The 18971-nt window shown below is 43.7% G+C and carries 12 protein-coding genes; 10 read left to right on the top strand and 2 right to left on the bottom strand.

The annotated features are described in order from the left end of the window. Nucleotides 1-78: 78 nt before the first annotated feature. The gene (locus L4D06_RS01650) at nt 79-2754 is read right to left on the bottom strand and encodes a beta-N-acetylhexosaminidase (RefSeq protein WP_429737656.1); all 2676 of its coding nucleotides are present in this window, start codon (nt 2752-2754) and stop codon (nt 79-81) included. A gap of 95 nt (nt 2755-2849) precedes the next feature. After that, entirely contained in the window at nt 2850-4346 is a 1497-nt protein-coding gene (gene nagE / locus L4D06_RS01645; protein ID WP_274163826.1) for an N-acetylglucosamine-specific PTS transporter subunit IIBC, read from the bottom strand. A 265-nt stretch (nt 4347-4611) separates the two neighbouring features. Here nagE and nagB point away from each other — a divergent pair, with 265 nt between their 5' ends. The 10 genes from nagB to L4D06_RS01595 all read left to right on the top strand — a co-directional run bounded on the left by nagB (nt 4612) and on the right by L4D06_RS01595 (nt 18953). Further along, nucleotides 4612-5412, top strand: coding sequence for a glucosamine-6-phosphate deaminase (nagB, locus tag L4D06_RS01640; protein WP_274163827.1), 801 nt, complete (start codon nt 4612-4614; stop codon nt 5410-5412). Between the two features lie 15 nt (nt 5413-5427). Further along, nucleotides 5428-6564, top strand: a complete 1137-nt coding sequence (nagA, locus tag L4D06_RS01635; protein ID WP_274163828.1) for an N-acetylglucosamine-6-phosphate deacetylase — start codon at nt 5428-5430, stop codon at nt 6562-6564. Between the two features lie 7 nt (nt 6565-6571). After that, the gene (nagC, locus tag L4D06_RS01630) at nt 6572-7786 is read left to right on the top strand and encodes a DNA-binding transcriptional regulator NagC (RefSeq protein WP_274163829.1); all 1215 of its coding nucleotides are present in this window, start codon (nt 6572-6574) and stop codon (nt 7784-7786) included. A 178-nt stretch (nt 7787-7964) separates the two neighbouring features. Further along, the gene (locus L4D06_RS01625; protein WP_429737655.1) at nt 7965-9533 is read left to right on the top strand and encodes a cation:proton antiporter domain-containing protein; all 1569 of its coding nucleotides are present in this window, start codon (nt 7965-7967) and stop codon (nt 9531-9533) included. A 230-nt stretch (nt 9534-9763) separates the two neighbouring features. Then, nucleotides 9764-11437 (top strand): asparagine synthase B, encoded by a 1674-nt coding sequence (gene asnB / locus L4D06_RS01620; RefSeq protein ID WP_429737654.1) that lies wholly within the window; start codon nt 9764-9766, stop codon nt 11435-11437. A 731-nt stretch (nt 11438-12168) separates the two neighbouring features. After that, complete coding sequence (locus L4D06_RS01615) at nt 12169-13572, top strand: undecaprenyl-phosphate glucose phosphotransferase (protein WP_429737653.1); 1404 nt, start codon at nt 12169-12171, stop codon at nt 13570-13572. Between the two features lie 10 nt (nt 13573-13582). Further along, nucleotides 13583-14815: an outer membrane beta-barrel protein gene (locus L4D06_RS01610; RefSeq protein WP_429737652.1), complete on the top strand. Its 1233-nt coding sequence runs from the start codon at nt 13583-13585 to the stop codon at nt 14813-14815. A gap of 23 nt (nt 14816-14838) precedes the next feature. Next, nucleotides 14839-15372, top strand: a complete 534-nt coding sequence (locus tag L4D06_RS01605) for a polysaccharide biosynthesis/export family protein (RefSeq protein WP_429737651.1) — start codon at nt 14839-14841, stop codon at nt 15370-15372. A 160-nt stretch (nt 15373-15532) separates the two neighbouring features. Beyond that, nucleotides 15533-17761: a GumC family protein gene (locus tag L4D06_RS01600; protein ID WP_429737650.1), complete on the top strand. Its 2229-nt coding sequence runs from the start codon at nt 15533-15535 to the stop codon at nt 17759-17761. A 178-nt stretch (nt 17762-17939) separates the two neighbouring features. Next, nucleotides 17940-18953, top strand: coding sequence for an SDR family oxidoreductase (locus tag L4D06_RS01595; RefSeq protein WP_429737649.1), 1014 nt, complete (start codon nt 17940-17942; stop codon nt 18951-18953). Nucleotides 18954-18971: the final 18 nt, after the last annotated feature.

Genomic DNA, 18971 nt, shown 5'->3' with positions numbered 1-18971 from the left:
CTATTTACTCAACCACAACAGAACGTCGAGACGAAAAAAAAGCCCGCATATAGCGGGCTTCTGAGTCTTTGAGTGTCGTTATAGAGACACTGAACGACCTTCACGTTGCTTGTCAGCACTCAATGCACGTACTTTCACATTCTTCGAGTCAGACAGTTCCACCGGCGAAGAGTAGTCAATCCATGATTGACCGCCATCAACAGAGTACTGAAGTGGCAGACCTGGCATGCTGATGTTCATGTGCAGTTTACCTGCTTCAATCACCGCACCAGGAACAGGAATACGGTATTGAATACCCGCTGCGTCCAGTTTCACCATCTCACGTTGACCCATCACATTCGCAAAACGCGTCCAGTCTTGTAGCTGAGCGTCTTTGTTCACGTAGCTAGTTTCAAGGTTAAACGCTTTACCGACTTGATAATCAAGTTCCCAATCCGCCTTGTGCCATGCGCGCTCTGCTGCTGCAATCACACGAGGGAATACCATGAACTCATACTGTTCATCGGTACGAACGGTTTCACTCCAAAGCTGTGCTGACAGACCGTGGATACCTTTAGACTCAACAGTGCCTTTACCATTGAAGCCGTTACCATCACGGTCTACAGAGGTTTCCGCGTTCTGAGGCAAGTTCTCAGGTGCAAAGCCAAACATCTTGCGTGTATCCGTTGCACGCGTTGCCCAGTAGTAGCCGCGCTCTTTTGGATCCACTTCATATGGCATGTCCATGTAGACGTAGTCTGGGTTAGACACAATCACGTCATACCCTTTATTTGCCCACTCATACGCTGATGCGTCGCCGCCCCAGTAAAGAACGTCCCAGAAATTCACACGCACGTTGTCTGTTTCAAATGCTGAAGCATCTTTAGAGTATTTCAGGCCATCTTGCCAAGCTTGGAAGTTTTCAATGCCATGCTTAGCGACTACTTCACTCACTTGCTCTGCAAAGTAGCTTGGTAGATGACCGAAATCAGCAGCTACACCGTCAGCAATCGCTTTTTGACAAACAGGTGATTTCGCAAATGGCTTATGTTGCTGGCTAAGGTCAATGTTACCTTTCCATGAAACAGGCTCTGCTGCATTAAGATCTTGGAAGCCGGCATTCAGCTTAATGTTTTTCGCTTCATCACCGCCAAAGTGCCACGTTGATAGCGGCATACCTGCTTCCGCGTGCATGGCTTTCACTTCTGTAATCACTTTGTCCACAAAGTTCAGAGACGAATCCATGCATGGGTTGATGAAGCTACGCTTATCGTAGAACTGAACAGTCGTCACGTTCGATGTATCCAATGGATCCATCAAACGGAACTCTTCTGCTTTCATCAGATCGCCTTGAGCGGCATATTTGGTGTAACGCGCTTCCATCGAAACAACAGCGGCACGTGAGTGAGCTGGCATATCGATTTCAGGGATCACTTCGATACCACGCGCTTTTGCATGATGCAGAATTTCTAAGTAATCCGCTTTCGAGAAGAAACCCGAACCAAAATTATCTGTTGTCGGGCCAGAACCCAGTTGCGGCAACAAACAAGAGGTTTCAGACAGATCGTGACAACGGTTTGCACCCACGTCAGTCAGTTCCGGAAGACCAGGGATCTCTAAGCGCCAACCCTCATCATCGGTAAGGTGAAGGTGAAGTTTATTCAGCTTGTATGCCGCCATTTGATCGATAGTGCGCAGCATGGCTTCTTTCGAATGGAAGTTACGCGCCACATCAACCATCACACCGCGGTATTCAAAACGAGGGGCATCTTCAATAGCAACCCACGGCAGCATACCGCTGTCGTCTTTATCCATCAGTGCAAGCAAAGATTGCAGGCCGTAGAACGCACCCACGCTGTCATAACCAACAATCTCGACGCCAGCAGCATTTACAGCTAGCTTGTAAGCGCCAGACACCGCTTCTTCGCCGCTAAATGCATTAGCATCTAGGTTCACGTTAAGGTCGATGTCGCCTTCCACGTTCACACCCAGCAGCGCTGCACGATCTTCAAATGCTGCTAACTGCTCATCATTCAATGCCGTGTTGTTCAATGCAAAACCCGCAGCAACATGTAAAGCGCCACGCATTTGTTTAGTTTTTAGAGGCGTTGGAATGATAGAAGCTTCAATAGCACCATCAGACAGCTGAGCAACGTCGCTGTTTTTCGCAAAGCGGGAGGCTGCTGTCGCTAGGATGTTATTGTCTTCAGGGGTACGCTTCCATTTGTTGCCATCAATTTCAGCCACAAATGCATCAACGTTTTCAGTATCTAGCGATGCAATCGTCTTTGGTGTTGCGTCACCAGCAACCACATAGGCACGCGGCATAAAGTCAGTTTCAAACAACTGCCAGTATTCTGCAATCAGGGGAATTTCAACCGTTTCGCCTGCTGCGAAACCATCAAAAGATGATGTTGGAGTCAGAACATAAAGATCACCGGTCAAATGTTCGATGGTGAAGTCTTCGTTTGCTACATCCAAAAACACACGGATGCTGTGCAGATAGATTTTCCAATCATTAGCAGTAACAGCGTCGCCGTCGTTAACAATGGTCATTGTAACCTTGTTACAAGATGCCCACTCTGCACCCATATCCTGACAGGTTAAGCCTTCTTGAGCACCATGATTGGTTTCAACTGCGTAGCTGATGTCCAATTGAGCCGCTAATGCATCCACAGTTGCCTGTTGTGCTGCACCTGAAGGCAAAGCACCACAACCTGCAAGACCTGCAGCAACCGCTACAGATAAGATTCCCATCTTAAATGTCTTTTTCATTTCTATTTACCCTACGAATTTGGCCAAATTTGGCCCAAAAAAAGCCGACCCCGCTAAGGGCCGGCTATATTGACTATTTAGTCAGTATTTCTTAATTATGGCAGTTTGATTTCAGACAAATCTTCAGTCGTGCCAACTTTTTTCATTTCGCCAGCTACGATTTCTGCCAATGGACCCAGAATAACCTGCAGGTTATTTGTACCCAATTTAACAACACCCATCGCACCTAGTGCTTTCAGTGTTTTCTCATCAATCTGAGCGCCGTCTTTAACAGTCAGGCGAAGACGAGTAATACATGCATCGATAGTCGTTAGGTTGTCATGACCACCTAGCGCTTTCAAGTATTGGCGAGCCAGAATACCGGTCTCTTTAGAACCTTCAACGCCGTTTGACGGTGCGTCTTCATCAAGATCTTCACGGCCAGGAGTTTTCAGGTTGAACTTAACGATCGCGGTACGGAACACAGCGTAGTAGATACCTGCAAACACGAAACCTTGAACAATAAGCATGTACCAGTTAACAGCAAGTGGGTTACGCGTTGACAAGAACATGTCAACAAGACCTGCTGAGAAGCCGAAGCCTGCAATCCACTGCATAGATGCTGCGATGTATACAGAGATACCCGTCAACAATGCGTGCAATACGTACAGACCTGGTGCTAGGAACATGAACGAGAATTCTAGTGGTTCAGTTACACCAGTGAAGAACGATGCGAAACCAGCAGCGATCATAATAGATGCTACTTTCTCTTTGTTCTCAGGCTTAGCAGTGTGGTAGATAGCTAGCGCTGCACCTGGTAGACCGAACATCATGATTGGGAAGAAGCCCGCTTGGTACATACCTGTTACACCAACAGTTGCAGTACCTTCAGCTAGAGACTTAGCGCCACCCAGGAAGTTAGGAATATCGTTAATGCCTGCAACGTCGAACCAGAATACTGAGTTCAGAGCGTGGTGCAGACCAACAGGGATAAGAAGACGGTTAAAGAATGCGTAGATACCTGCACCCAATTCGCCCATACCTTGGATGCCTTCACCGAAGTTAACTAGACCACCGTAAACAGTTGGCCATACGTACATCAGGATGAAAGATACAATGATTGCAGCAAATGAGGTAACGATTGGAACCAGACGTTTACCCGAGAAGAACGCCAATGCTTTGTGCAGTTCTACGTGAGAGAAACGGTTGTACAGTTCTGCAGACATGATACCGACCAAGATACCAACGAATTGGTTCTGGATCTTACCGAAAGCCGCTGGAACAGCACTTGGATCAATGTTTTGGATTTGAGCAACAGCACCTGGAGACAGTAGCGTTGTAACAACGTACATACCCACTAGACCTGCAAGAGCAGCAGCGCCATCTTTGTCTTTAGACATACCGTAGGCAACACCTACAGCAAACAGCCAAGACATGTTATCAATGATTGCGGCACCCGCTTTGATCAAGAATGCAGCTAGAACGCTGTTTGCGCCCCAACCATTCGGGTCAATGAAGTAACCAACACCCATTAGAATTGCAGCGGCAGGAAGAGTGGCAACTGGTACCATCAACGCCTTACCTACTTTTTGGAAATAACCGAGAATATTCACCTGTGTTCCCCCTATAGTGGTTCTTTCTCAGAGTTGTAATGACAACATGGGACTTTTTTTACTATCCAATGTGAGTCAGGTGGAGTTTATTCCATTAATTTCGCCCCGCAAATTAAAACAGGTGCAATTGTGATTTTTGTCACTCAAAACGATACGTAATCCTGTTTTTTGCTAGCGCCCTCATAAAACTTATTTTATGATGAAAACTAAGATACAGAACCACTATGCTGTATAGTCTGAATTTGAATTAATTAAGAGGTGTACCGTGAGACTTATCCCATTACAAACCGCACATGAAGTAGGCTTTTGGTCAGCACGCCATATTGTTGATACTATTAACAAATTCGCTCCAACCGAAGATCGTCCGTTTGTTCTGGGTTTGCCGACTGGTGGCACCCCTCTGAACACGTATAAACAACTGATTAACCTTCATAAGCAAGGCGAAGTAAGCTTCAAAAACGTTGTGACGTTCAACATGGATGAGTACTGTGGCATCCCTGCTGACCACCCAGAATCTTACCGTAGCTTCATGTACAACAACTTCTTCAATCACATTGATATTAAAGAAGAAAACATCAACTTGCTGAACGGCAACACTGATAATCACGAAGCTGAATGCCAGCGCTACGAAGATAAAATTAAATCGTACGGCAAGATCAACCTGTTCATGGGTGGTATTGGCAACGATGGTCACATTGCATTCAATGAACCAGCATCGTCACTTTCTTCACGTACTCGTATCAAAACCTTGACTGAAGACACTCGAATTGCTAACTCTCGTTTCTTTGATAACGATATCAATCAAGTGCCAAAACATGCATTGACGATTGGTGTTGGTACATTGCTTGACGCTCAAGAAGTGATGATTCTGATCACTGGCCACAACAAAGCTTTGGCTCTGCAAGCTGCGGTTGAAGGTTCGGTGAATCACCTATGGACAGTGTCTGCGCTTCAATTGCACCCTAAAGCACTGATGGTTTGTGACGAACCTTCGACTGCTGAGCTGAAAGTGAAGACGGTTAAGTACTTCCAAGAGCTAGAAGCTGAAAACATCAAAAACCTTTAAGGTAAGGAAACATTCATGTACGCACTGACTAACTGCCGAATTTTTACTGGTAGCGAAGTGCTGGATAATCATGCTGTCATCGTGAATGACGGCTTGATCCAGAACGTTTGTCCAGAAAAGGAATTGCCAGAAGGCATTGAAACCCGTTCTTTAGACGGCGCTTACCTAAGCCCTGGCTTCATCGACCTACAGCTTAATGGTTGTGGCGGTGTTATGTTCAACGATGAAGTGACTGCAGATACGATCCGCACTATGCATTTAGCGAATCTAAAATCTGGCTGCACCAGTTTTCTGCCTACATTGATCACGTCTTCTGATGAAGACATGAAGGCATCTGTCAGTGCAATTCGCGATTATCAAGAACAATACCAACATCAAGCGTTAGGTCTGCACCTAGAAGGTCCATACCTCAACGTCGCTAAGAAAGGCATTCACAGTGTTGATTTCATCCGTCGTTCAGACGATGCGATGATCGATTTCATCACCGAAAATGCTGATGTTGTGACCAAAGTGACCCTAGCGCCCGAGCTAACACCGGCTGCACACATTCGCCAATTGGCAGATGCAGGTATCGTTGTTTCCGCTGGTCACACGAACGCGAGCTATGTTGAAGCACGTGCAGGCTTCAAAGCCGGTATTACGTTCGCAACACATCTGTTTAACGCAATGACACCCATTGCTGGTCGCGAGCCAGGCATGGTGGGTGCGATTTACGACACCCCTGAAGTATACACAGGCGTTATTGTTGACGGTTTTCATGTTGACTATGCAAACGTGCGAATTGCTCAAAAATTGAAAGGTGAGAAACTGATTCTTGTAACTGACGCAGCAGCGCCAGCAGGAGCAGACATGGATCACTTTATTTTTGTAGGCAAGAAAGTATATTACCGTGATGGTAAGTGTGTTGATGAGAATGGCACACTTGGCGGTTCGGCATTGACCATGATTGAAGCAGTACAGAACTCTGTCGAACATGTAGGCATCGCTTTGGATGAAGTGGTCCGCATGGCAACCTTGTATCCAGCACGTGCAATCGGTATGGATGACAAGCTAGGGGCTATCAAGAATGGATATGTCGCTAACCTGACCGTGTTTGATCGCGATTTCAATGTCAAAGCGACTGTAGTTAACGGCGAATACACATTGAATTAGGACATTTATGACAGGCGGACAAATTGGTAACGTAGATCTGGTTAAACAGTTAAACGGTGCCGCCGTTTATCGACTCATCGACCAACAAGGTCCGATTTCTCGAATCCAAATTGCTGACGTAAGTAGTCTTGCCCCAGCAAGTGTTACCAAAATCACCCGCCAGTTGCTTGAGCGCGGCTTAATCAAAGAGGTCGCGCAACAAGCGTCCACCGGAGGTCGACGAGCTATTTCGTTGACCACCGAATGCGCCCCTTTCCACTCTTTAGCAGTCCGTCTTGGACGTGAACGCATCGAGATCACGCTGTTCGACTTGTCAGGAAAAGTGCTTGCCGAACATGAAGAACCATTCCTGTACCCAAATCAAGAAACGCTGATTGAAGGTCTTCTCTACCACCTTCACACCTTCCTCGCAACACAGCAAGACTTTGTCAAAGAACTGATTGCTGTCGCTATTTCCCTTCCTGGCCTTGTCGATGCAGAAAGCGGCATTGTTGAATACATGCCACATATTGCTATCGACAAATTGCCTCTCAGCGACTTAATTCGCGATGAGTTTGGTGTGCAGTGTTACATCGGGAATGACACCCGAGGCCAAGCATTAGCTGAACATTATTTCGGGGTTAGTAAAAATTACTATGACACGCTACTCGTGAGCGTTCATAACGGTGCTGGCGCTGGTATTATCGTCAATGGTCAGGTGTTTCTCGGTTATAACCGCAACGTGGGCGAAATCGGTCACATTCAGATTGATCCACTCGGGAAAAAATGCCAATGCGGTAACTTTGGCTGCTTAGAAACCGTGGCCTCCAACCCCGCTATCATTGAACACGCACAGCAACTGCTGGCTCAGGGCCACGAAAGTATGCTGCAAGGCAAAAAAGACCTTGATGTGTCTGATATCTGTCGTGCTGCTGTCGCTGGTGATGAACTAGCACGCCAAGTCTTGGTCAAGGTAGGCAATCACCTAGGTAAAGCCATTGCGATGACTATCAACCTGTTCAATCCACAACAAGTGGTCATTTCAGGTGAGATAACTGAAGCGAAGAGCGTGGTATTCCCCGCGATTCAGCGCTGCGTAGAGAATCAGTCATTGCGTGCATTCCATCAACAGCTTCCAATAGTCGCTGCTGGTTTATCATCGACACCAACGCTCGGCGCGTTTGCCCTTGTTAAACGCGCAATGCTAAATGGTCTTTTGCTTCAAAAGCTTCTAGAAGACTAAGCCTGTTACACAATTTGTATCCGCTTAGTGTCTAACTGCAAAGGCAACACTGGTTAACTGTGTTGCCTTTGTTTTATCATAATCTTAAGAATTTCCTCTATTTCTTTTAATAAAACCGTTGCTCTCACTCAGCAACTGCTTTAAAGCGGCATTTATACGCAAGGAAACTACCAAACTTATGGATCTCGTCATCATAGCCGTCGCATTTGTCAGCGGTTTACTCATGCTTCGCTGTCATATGCCTCCGCTCGTCGGTTTTTTGATTGCGGGCTTTGTCTTGCATGCTGTGGGATTCACATCCACACCATTAATCCAATCACTGGCCGATTTGGGCGTCACACTGCTTCTCTTTTGTATTGGCTTAAAACTTGATGTTAAATCTCTGCTTAATAAAGAGATCTGGCTTGGCGCTTCACTGCATAATGTGCTGACAACCGCTCTATTTTCTGTCTGCTTATTAGGCTTTAAGGCGCTTGGTCTTTCCGCATTTTCCGATCTTGCCACCAATGACATCGTACTTATTGCCTTTGCACTCTCTTTCTCCAGTACGGTTTTTGCGATTAAAGCACTGCAAGAAAAAGGTGAAATGAATGCTACCTACGGCACACTCGCTATCGGCATTCTCATCATGCAAGATATCTTCGCTGTTATCTTTATGACGGTAGCATCCGGTAAAATACCGGGCATCGAAGCCCTTCTTTTGTTTGCGCTTCCATTACTACGCCCTCTCCTTTTCAAACTACTAGATCGCGTCGACCACGGAGAAGTGTTGGTGCTCTACGCCATATTCCTCGCACTGGTAGTAGGGGCAGGTTTCTTTGATGCAGTAGGAATGAAAGCAGATCTCGGCGCGTTGATTCTTGGGATGATGATGGCGGGACACTCCCGTGCATCTGAAATGGCTAAATCGCTGTTTAACTTAAAAGAACTCTTTCTTGTTTGTTTCTTCCTCAATATCGGTTTATCTGAGCAGCCAACGTTGCAAGGGCTAATGATAGCCCTATTACTGCTAGTATTGTTGCCCCTGAAAGGTCTGCTCTACTACGTTATCTTCAATGGCTTCAAGTTTCGTGTTCGCACCTCGCTATTCGCGTCCTTAACCCTTTTTAATTACAGTGAATTTGGTTTGATTGTCGGGGGCATTGCTTATCAAATGGGCATCATGCCTGGGAACATTTTGGTGGCGATCGCCATTGCCGTATCCCTTTCTTTTGTGCTTTCTGCGCCACTAAATACGTTCAGCCACAAAATTTATTCGACAATGTCTTCACGTTTTAGCGACCCTTCACCTGAACGAATCCACCATAACGATCAGTTAATCGACCTAGGTGACGCGTCGGTGCTGATTCTCGGCATGGGACGGATCGGAAGCGGCGCGTATGACGAGATCGCCAAGGACATCCCATCGAAAGTGCTTGGGATAGAAACGCGTGAAGAGTCTGTTGCAAGTCATTGTGCCAACAATCGGAATGTCATTCACGGCGATGCAACGGATCCTGATTTTTGGTCTCGTGTGACATCTTCACGCCACATTGAGCTCATCTTACTTGCGATGCCAAACAGCCAAGCGAATACGATTGCAATGGAACAAATCAACCAAATGGGCTTTGAAGGTAAAGTGGCCGCCATTGCCAAGTATGTCGATGAACTCGAACAGCTTAAGGCGCTAGGCGTAAATGAAGCCTACAACATCTATAACGAAGCAGGGTCCGGTTTTGCTCGTCACGTGAAAGATCAATTGCTTTAGTTATCCAAAGGGTTTTAATAATTCGCCCTCGAAAGCTGGTCAATAAACAACCAGCAACAACATTTCATTCACCAAAACCTCCAATTTGGTGAATGAGATTAAAACACATGTCGAGTTTGTTATTTTTTTCTCCATAACTGGTTGCTTTTTTCCTTCAAATTGGCAAATTGGAGGCAACAGAAATTTTAATGACGCACACACCGTCGTAAAGGGAAGTAAGAGAGGGATTTATGTGTTCTGTATTTGGCATTCTGGATATTAAGTCAGATGCAACCGCGCTTCGTCAGTCTGCGCTAGAAATGTCTAAAAAACTGCGCCACCGTGGCCCTGACTGGTCAGGTATTTACTCTTCAGACAACGCAATTCTTGCGCATGAGCGTCTTGCGATTGTTGGCTTGAACAGTGGTGCTCAACCGCTTTACAGCCCAGATAAAAAACACATCCTCGCGGTTAACGGCGAAATCTACAACCACAAAGAAATTCGTGCTCGCTACGAAGGCAAGTATGACTTTCAAACCGATTCCGATTGTGAAGTTATTCTCGCGCTATACCAAGATATGGGTGCAGACCTTCTAGAAGAACTAAACGGTATTTTCGCTTTCGTTCTTTACGATGAAGAGAAAGACACCTACCTCGTTGGTCGCGACCACATTGGTATTATTCCGCTGTACCAAGGTCACGATGAGCACGGAAACTTTTATGTAGCATCAGAAATGAAAGCACTCGTGCCAGTGTGCAAAACCATCAGTGAGTTTCCTCCAGGTTCTTACCTATGCTCTGGCGATGCTGAACCACACCGTTACTACGTTCGCGACTGGAACGAATACGCGGCAGTTCAAGGCAACTCCACCAGTAAAGAAGATCTTACGAAAGCACTAGAAGACGCGGTGAAGCGCCAGTTAATGACTGACGTGCCTTATGGTGTTTTGCTATCGGGTGGTTTGGACTCATCAATCACTTCAGCAGTTGCAAAACGTTATGCTGCAATGCGCGTCGAAGACGATGGTCAATCAGAAGCTTGGTGGCCTCAACTGCACTCATTTGCCGTTGGCCTCGAAGGTGCGCCTGATTTGAAAGCTGCGCGTGAAGTGGCAGACCAAATTGGCACAGTTCACCACGAGATGACATACACCATCCAAGAAGGTTTGGATGCTATTCGTGATGTGATTTACCACATCGAAACTTACGACGTCACCACCATTCGCGCATCAACGCCAATGTACTTGATGGGCCGTAAGATCAAAGCGATGGGCATTAAGATGGTACTGTCTGGCGAAGGTGCTGATGAAATCTTTGGCGGCTACTTGTACTTCCACAAAGCGCCAAACGCGAAGGAGTTCCACGAAGAAACCGTTCGTAAACTACTCGCATTGAACATGTTTGACTGTGCACGTGCAAACAAATCGCTGGCGGCATGGGGTGTAGAAGGTCGCGTACCTTTCCTCGATAAAGAGTTTATCGATGTTGCAATGCGCTTGAACCCAGAAGATAAGATGTGTGGTAACGGCAAAATGGAAAAACACATTTTGCGCGAGTGTTTCGAACACTACCTGCCTGCTTCTATCGCATGGCGCCAAAAAGAGCAGTTCTCAGACGGCGTTGGCTACAACTGGATTGATACGTTGAAAGCCGTCGCAGAAGAAAAAGTGACTGATCAACAGATGGAAACTGCACAGTTCCGTTTCCCTTACAACACACCAACTACGAAAGAAGGTTACGCATACCGTGAAATCTTTGAAGAGTTGTTCCCACTTCCAAGTGCTGCGGAATGTGTACCTGGTGGCCCGTCAATCGCTTGTTCAAGCGCGAAAGCCATCGAGTGGGATGAGAGCTTCAAAAATGCAGCAGACCCTTCAGGTCGCGCAGTAGCGGCAGTACACAACGAAGCTTATGCCCAAAAGTAAGTAGAATTTGCTTTCATTGAAATAGAGCCGCTGAGACAACTCAGACGGCTCTTTTTTTATACCCAAAAACCATAGATGCAGGATTGTGATACTTGGGTATATCAGACTCTCCTACTCATGTACCCCAATCCTTGACACCCACTCGCTTGTAAAAAACCAAGACCTCAATAGCTTCAAAATACAAGATTGAGGAACTAACAGACGCAATGAGTAACACTTTCCTTTGCCTATCTCGAAGCACCATCGACGTAGAATAAGACATAGCATGTGTCGTAACCTCACCCAAGAGGAGAACAAGAGGGCCTCTCTGGTCGAAAAATGATCAGGCTGTTTGGCACCACCAAATAACAGATGCAAGTTGCGACATTCTCAACTTTTCATGAGGGCTTGTTCACACACTTCAATTCCAGACATCAAATAACGCCCTACTAAACAAACCCCCGCCGCAAATTAATTATTAACAAACAACATATTTACATACAGATGTGTGGTCTCACGTAGGATTTATTTATTGTCCTATTTGAAACTTAATATCCATACAAAAGAACAATATCTCAATGTTAAGATTCCGCCGTTCGTGTCGCTCCGATAAATAAGCAATCCACGCCACGTTATTAGCAAAACTATCAATATTACCTGCATGAATCGTATTTTGGGAACGACACTCAAGGGCGGTAGCGTAGAAAAATCGTGCAAACAGCCATAGTTACTTTATCTAAGGATAGAAGAAAATGGATACAACTCTAAAATTGCACAGTAACTATGGTGCTCTACACGTGTTCTACAGAGCTATTGACTGCATAATTATCTGTCTAGCTCTTTACTTTATCTCGACCACCTATATTGGTCACTTCGACAGAAATAGCGCATTACTAACAACGTACTCAATATTGGTATATTTACTGATTGCAGAAAAAAATGATCTCTATCGCTCCTGGCGAGTTTACAGATTCAAAGATGAAGCACTGAGTATTAGTAAAGCATGGTTGCTTACTATCACCTTCCTTATCGCAATTGCATTCTTCACAAAAACGAGCACAAGTTATTCTAGAGTCGTAACAGGATCTTGGTTAATTGCAACACCCATACTATTAATCACATGGCGCTTCATCGCAAAACAGACTCTTAGAAAACTACGTGATTACGGTTATAACCGGAAAGAAGCAATAATCGTAGGCGTTACAGAGAACGGCATACGGTTAGCAAACGAAATAAAAAATAACCCAGAGCTAGGCATTAAAGTTGTCGGGTTCTATGATGACAGAGAAATGAATCGCTTAAATGTCAAAGACTTACCAGCTCCTTTTAAAGGAAATGTGGTCTCTGCACTCGAAATGGCAAAAAAGGGAGTCATTCAACACATCTACATTTCAATGCCATTAAAAGCAAATGAACGAATTACAAAATATCTCGATGCATTTTCGGACACGACAGCAAACACCTACCTGATCCCTGATTTCTTTGTTTATAACTTAATTCAATCTCGTATAAGTGCGATCGGAAACATACCGACTATCAGTATTCATGACACCCCTTTCTATGGAACTGACGGTTGGTTTAAAAGAACACAAGATATTGTATTAGCGTTTTTGATTATTTTACTAATCAGCCCTGTACTTTTAACTGTTGCGCTTGGCGTGAAACTTTCATCACCAGGGCCAGTTATTTTTAAGCAACTAAGATACGGGCTGGATGGACGCCCTATCAAAGTTTGGAAGTTTCGCTCTATGAGCACCATGGATAATGGAAGCGTCGTTAAACAAGCAACGAAAGGAGACCCGAGAATTACCCCTTTTGGTGCATTTATCCGTAAAACATCTTTGGATGAGCTTCCTCAGTTTTTCAATGTACTACAAGGTCGTATGTCTATCGTTGGACCTCGCCCTCATGCGGTTGCTCACAATGAAGAATATCGAACGATCGTCGACCGCTACATGCTAAGACACAAAGTAAAGCCAGGAATTACAGGTCTAGCTCAAGTCAACGGCTATCGAGGTGAAACGGATACGCTAGAAAAAATGCAGAAGCGTGTCGAGTTTGACCTCAAATACATTCAGTCATGGTCAACATGGCTCGACCTAAAAATTATATTTAAAACCATATTTAAAGGCTTTACCGGAAAGACTGCCTACTAAAGGAATAGTAATGAATTGCCCTAAGAAAACACTGATCACTGTGGCGTTATTGAGTTCCAGCAGTTTAGCAATTGCAAACGAAGATAATGGATTTTCGACTGAATCCGGTATCAAGGTCACTCCTCTTTTTAATGCATATCTAGAGCACAACGACAACGTTGGTCGATACTCATCTTCGGAAGACCCAGAATCGTCAAACGCTTTGATTGTCAAACCTGGAATCATGTTTGAATCAGACCGAAATGGCAACGAGTATCAAATTGCCTACCTATTGGCTTCCGGGACTTATTTTGACAGTGACGAAGATGATTTCCTTGACCACACACTAACCACTAATAACTTCATACAAGTAAGCCAACGAAGTGGGTTTGGCATAAATTACACCTATGAGAAATCTCACGAAGCCAGAGGGACAGGGATCTTAGCTGGTGATGAGCTAACCACAATCGCAACAGAGCCAGTAAGATACGCCCTACACAATGCAAACGTAACCCACGTATATGGTGCCGAAGATTCAACCGGTCGCATTGAATCAAACCTTAGATACGAAAACAAGGTATACGAGAACTACCGAGACCTCACGGCCGCTGGATTTGTCTTACTCAGCACAAGATTCAAAGATTACGATGAAGTGGCGGGCTCACTTGCCTTCTACTACAAAGTATTTCCGGCCACCGACCTACTGGTCGAAGTGGACTTGGCTGACCGTCAATATAAACTCGGCGACCCTAACAATGGTCAATCACAGAATAATCTCGATGCCTACTATTTAGTCGGTGCGAAATGGGACATTACCGGAAAGACAACCGGAAAGCTAAGATTAGGTATACAAGACAAGAACTATGAAGATGAAACCAGAGAAGACTTTAACGGTTTCAGTTGGGACTTAGATTTAACCTGGGAACCACTAACCTATTCAACGATCTCCATTTCCGCTGCACAAAGTGCTATCGACCCCGATCAAGGCAACAACTTTATTAATCAGACGAGTTTTGGCGCGAGTTGGAAGCACTTCTGGCTAACAAACGTATACAGCGATTTGGCATTGAACAGCATCGACGATGATTATTCACAAAGCACAAGAGAAGACGATCTGATTGCGGCCTCTTTCAACCTCGGTTATGAGTTCAGAGAAGACACTGAAATAAGATTAGGTTGGCGTTATGAAGACAACGACTCGTCGATTGAAACAAACCGATACAGCCAAAATATTTGGTATCTCGGTACTAACTTGATCTTCTGATTATTGAAAGGGCTACTGTTCACATGACACATATCTATCGATTACTTATCACGTTCACATTTATCCTCGCTTTTCCTTTCAGTGCCTTCGCAAGTAGTAACGACTACACAATTGGCGCAGGTGACAAAATACAAATCGTAGTATATGGAGAAGAGGAATTAACGATTGATGAATTATATATCGATAGCAGTGGAGAATTTGACTACCCCTATCTCGGCCAATTAATAGCAATTGGAAAAACGACTGAGCAACTCAAGGCAGAAATCATCACAGGACTTAAAGGAGATTATTTAGTCTCTCCCAAAATTCGTGTCGGTATCGTTGGATTCAGGAGTATCTTTGTAAACGGTGAAATTAAAAAACCTGGTGGCTATGAGTACCAACCTGGTCTCACCGTAGATAAAGCGATTGCTCTTGCGGGAGGTTTTACGGAGAGAGCAGCCAGAAAGAAAATCTATATAACTCGAGAAGATAAAGATGTTCCTCAAAATCAGGTGAGCCTTTCTCACATGATTTCTCCTGGAGACATCATTGTTATCGAACAGAGCTTTTTCTAAGATGAAGCATATCATCCCAACTAGCTTGGCGAAATAGTCCCTCTGGTGTGAGTATTATAGCTTATCTTTTTTAAACTTATTTTCTAATAAATTAGCACAATAGTTTCAATCTACTTTTGAGCACATCGCTTAGTACGACATATTAATAATGGAATGAATAATGTCTGCCTTCCCCAGTGAAAATACAATACAACAAGACCAACTGATTGATATTGGATATTATATTCACCTAATCAAAAAGCGCTGGTTCTCTATTTCGTTATTTACGATGCTATGTACAGTCATATCAGTACTTGTTGCGCTTTCTATTACACCCACATACCGAGCGACTGCAACACTGCTTATTGAATCACAACAGGCTAAAGCGATATCAATCGAGGAGGTTGTGGGTATAGATTCGCGTGCCAACGAATACTATCTCACCCAATTCGAGATTTTGAAGTCAAACCAAGTAGCGCAGCGGGTAATTAAAAAGTTGCATCTTGACCAAGTTGCAGAGTTTAACCCTTCAGTGATTGAACCTAAACATCCTAGCTATACTGGACAGATCAATGGTTGGCTACACTCGAACACTGTATTTGGTTCGCTGTTCTCTTCAAAAGAGCTTGAGCCTGTAGATATCGAAAAGAAAAATGAAGCCATAAACCTGAGAGTATTGAAGAGATTCAAATCAAAATTAACAATATCTCCCATCAGAAAAACTCAGTTGGTTAAAATTTCTTTTGACTCACAAGATCCCCAACTAGCTGTAGATGTTGCCAATGCTGTCGGTTACGCATTCATTGAAAACAATTTAGAGTCCAAACTTATTGCAACAGATAGAGCAAATAGTTGGCTGAACGAACGCCTAGACGATCTAAAGCAAAACCTAAGAAGTTCAGAACAGTCGTTGCTTGAATTCTTACAACAACAGAAACTAATTGATGATAGCGGCATTGTCGCTCTAACAAGCAATGAACTGGAAAATCTTACCAATCGCATAGCAGAAGCCACGGATAGAAGAACCAAGACCCAGGCTCTATACAATGAATTGAAAAACAGTGCAGATACAGACATTGCCTCGCTGAGCGCCAATGCGCTAATTTCCAACCACCCACAAATCCGTGATATTCGATTGGCAGAATCGGAGGCGGAAAAAGAAGTGAGTCAACATTCTAAACGCTATGGCCCGAAACACGACAAAATGATTCAGGCAAACGCTCGCTTGGCCTCAATTCAACATAGAGCAAATAGCTTAGTCTTCAAGTTAATAAATGGTGTTGAGAAGGAATTATCGAGTGCGAAAGAGCAAGAACAATTGCTAAAGAAAGAGTTAACAAGTAAAAAACAAGAATTTCAATCTCTAAGTGTTGTAAAAAGTGAATATGATGCATTAAAACGAGAGGTAGAGAGCAACGCTAAACTCTATGACATGTTCTTGGCGCGTCAGAAAGAAACATCAGCTACCAGTGATTTTAGTGCAGCAAACGCACGATTCAGCGACCATGCACTATTTCCTGAGGCACCATATAAGCCTAATCGAAAACTTATAGTTACTTTTACCTTAATTGCTAGCTTGGTGTTCGCAGCTCTTTTAATAGTAGTCATTGATGCCTTTAATAACACAGTGGTCTCAGCACGAGACTTTGAAAATAAGTTGGGCCTACTACCTACCGGCACGATTCCTCTGGTAAAAGCTCGCGAATACAGGAGAAGTCCGATTGACGCATCCTTATTCAACAACAGTAAATTCGCGGCATTCCAGGAGTCTGTCGACTCTATACGCACCTCTATTCTTCTAAGTATGCCCAAGGCAGAAAGAAAGTATCTCGCTATTTCATCATCTGTACCAGGTGAAGGGAAAACTACAACTGCAATAAATCTCGCTCAATCATTCGCAAGCATTGAAAAGGTGTTATTGATAGATTGCGACTTGAGAAAGCCTTCTGTAGGTTTACGTTTTGGCTTTCCAAAAAGCCTTCCTGGCCTAACAAACATTCTTGTAATGAACACATCATCTAATGATTGCATAAAGCCAATTGAGGGAACTAACCTTGATCTACTTTCGGCAGGTATGCTAGTAGCAAACCCACAAGAACTATTAAGTAGCAAACCATTTGAAAATTTACTTTATGAACTGTCTAAAGAATACGACCGAATCATATTCGACACTCCACCAATCTTGCCAGTTAAAGATGCATTTATCATTGGTAAATTCACAAAAGGTATATTGCTAGTCCTTAAAGCCAATAGTACTAGCAAGTCAGTCTATAAACACACGATGTCTCTTTTCACAAAGCACAAAATATCAATCGATGGTGTAGTGATCAATCAAGTTACTCAACAAAAAAATGGCAGGCATACCTACTCCGAGTATTCACAATATACTAACGAAAAACAAACGGCATAAACTGCAAAATCTAATAACACAAAAGTAAAAATAGAAATAAAAATAAAAATAAAAATCATACTGTTAAATGAATCCAGAACACATAGAACACATAAAACACTTAAAACACATAAAACAACTTTAGACATATAATCATCAATTTGCATTTGGGCAGTAAAAAACACGAGGAAATATATTCGTGACTAAATACGAAGAAATATGCAACAAACTTTCAGAAAATCCTTGTAAGTGGCTAGTGACTGGCGTGGCTGGATTTATTGGCTCAAACTTACTTGAAACTCTATTGAAGCTAAATCAAAATGTTACAGGGTTGGACAATTTTTCAACCGGATACAAAAAAAACCTTGAAGAAGTAAAAAGTAATGTATCTAAAGAGCAATGGAGCCGATTCTCATTTTATGAAGGGGATATATGTTCTTTGGATACATGTAGGGAAGTAGTAAAGAACACAGATTATGTCTTACATCAAGCAGCTCTAGGTTCAGTTCCCAGATCTTTGCACGACCCTATAACAACGAATGAAGTTAATATTTCTGGAATGCTGAACATGATAACTGCCTCAAAGGACAGCAATGTAAAAGGCTTCGTTTATGCAGCTTCAAGTTCTACCTATGGAGACCACCCAGCATTACCGAAGGTTGAAAACAACATCGGTAAGCCATTATCTCCATATGCTGTTACCAAATATGTAAATGAATTATATGCAGATGTATTTATGAAGTCATACGGCTTCAAGTCAGTCGGCCTGCGATATTTTAACGTATTTGGTCCTAGGCAAGATGCTAACGGCGCATACGCTGCAGTCATTCCAAAATGGACTGATGCAATGTTAAAAGGTGAGAACGTATATATTAATGGTGACGGAGAGACTAGCCGTGATTTCTGTTTCATTGAAAATGTTATTCAAGCAAATATTCTGGCAGCCACTTCTAACCTAGAAAAAAATGAAATTTTCAATATAGCACTTGGCGATAGAACAACACTTAATGAATTATTTACTTCAATCAAGAATTCGCTAAAACAAAACAATTATAAATATGAAATTAGCCCTATCTATCGAGAATTCAGAAGTGGGGACGTGCGCCACTCTCAAGCCGACATTACCAAGGCAAGAGAAATGATCGGATATCAACCAGAAGTTAGGATTGCCGATGGTGTGAATCTCGCGATGCCTTGGTATATAGCTCAGTAGTATTTTAAATAAGTTAGA

The sequence above is a fragment of the Enterovibrio makurazakiensis genome, from assembly GCF_050336585.1.
Classification (GTDB): Bacteria; Pseudomonadota; Gammaproteobacteria; order Enterobacterales; family Vibrionaceae; genus Enterovibrio; species Enterovibrio gelatinilyticus.
This window is presented reverse-complemented; position numbering and strand designations above follow the sequence as displayed.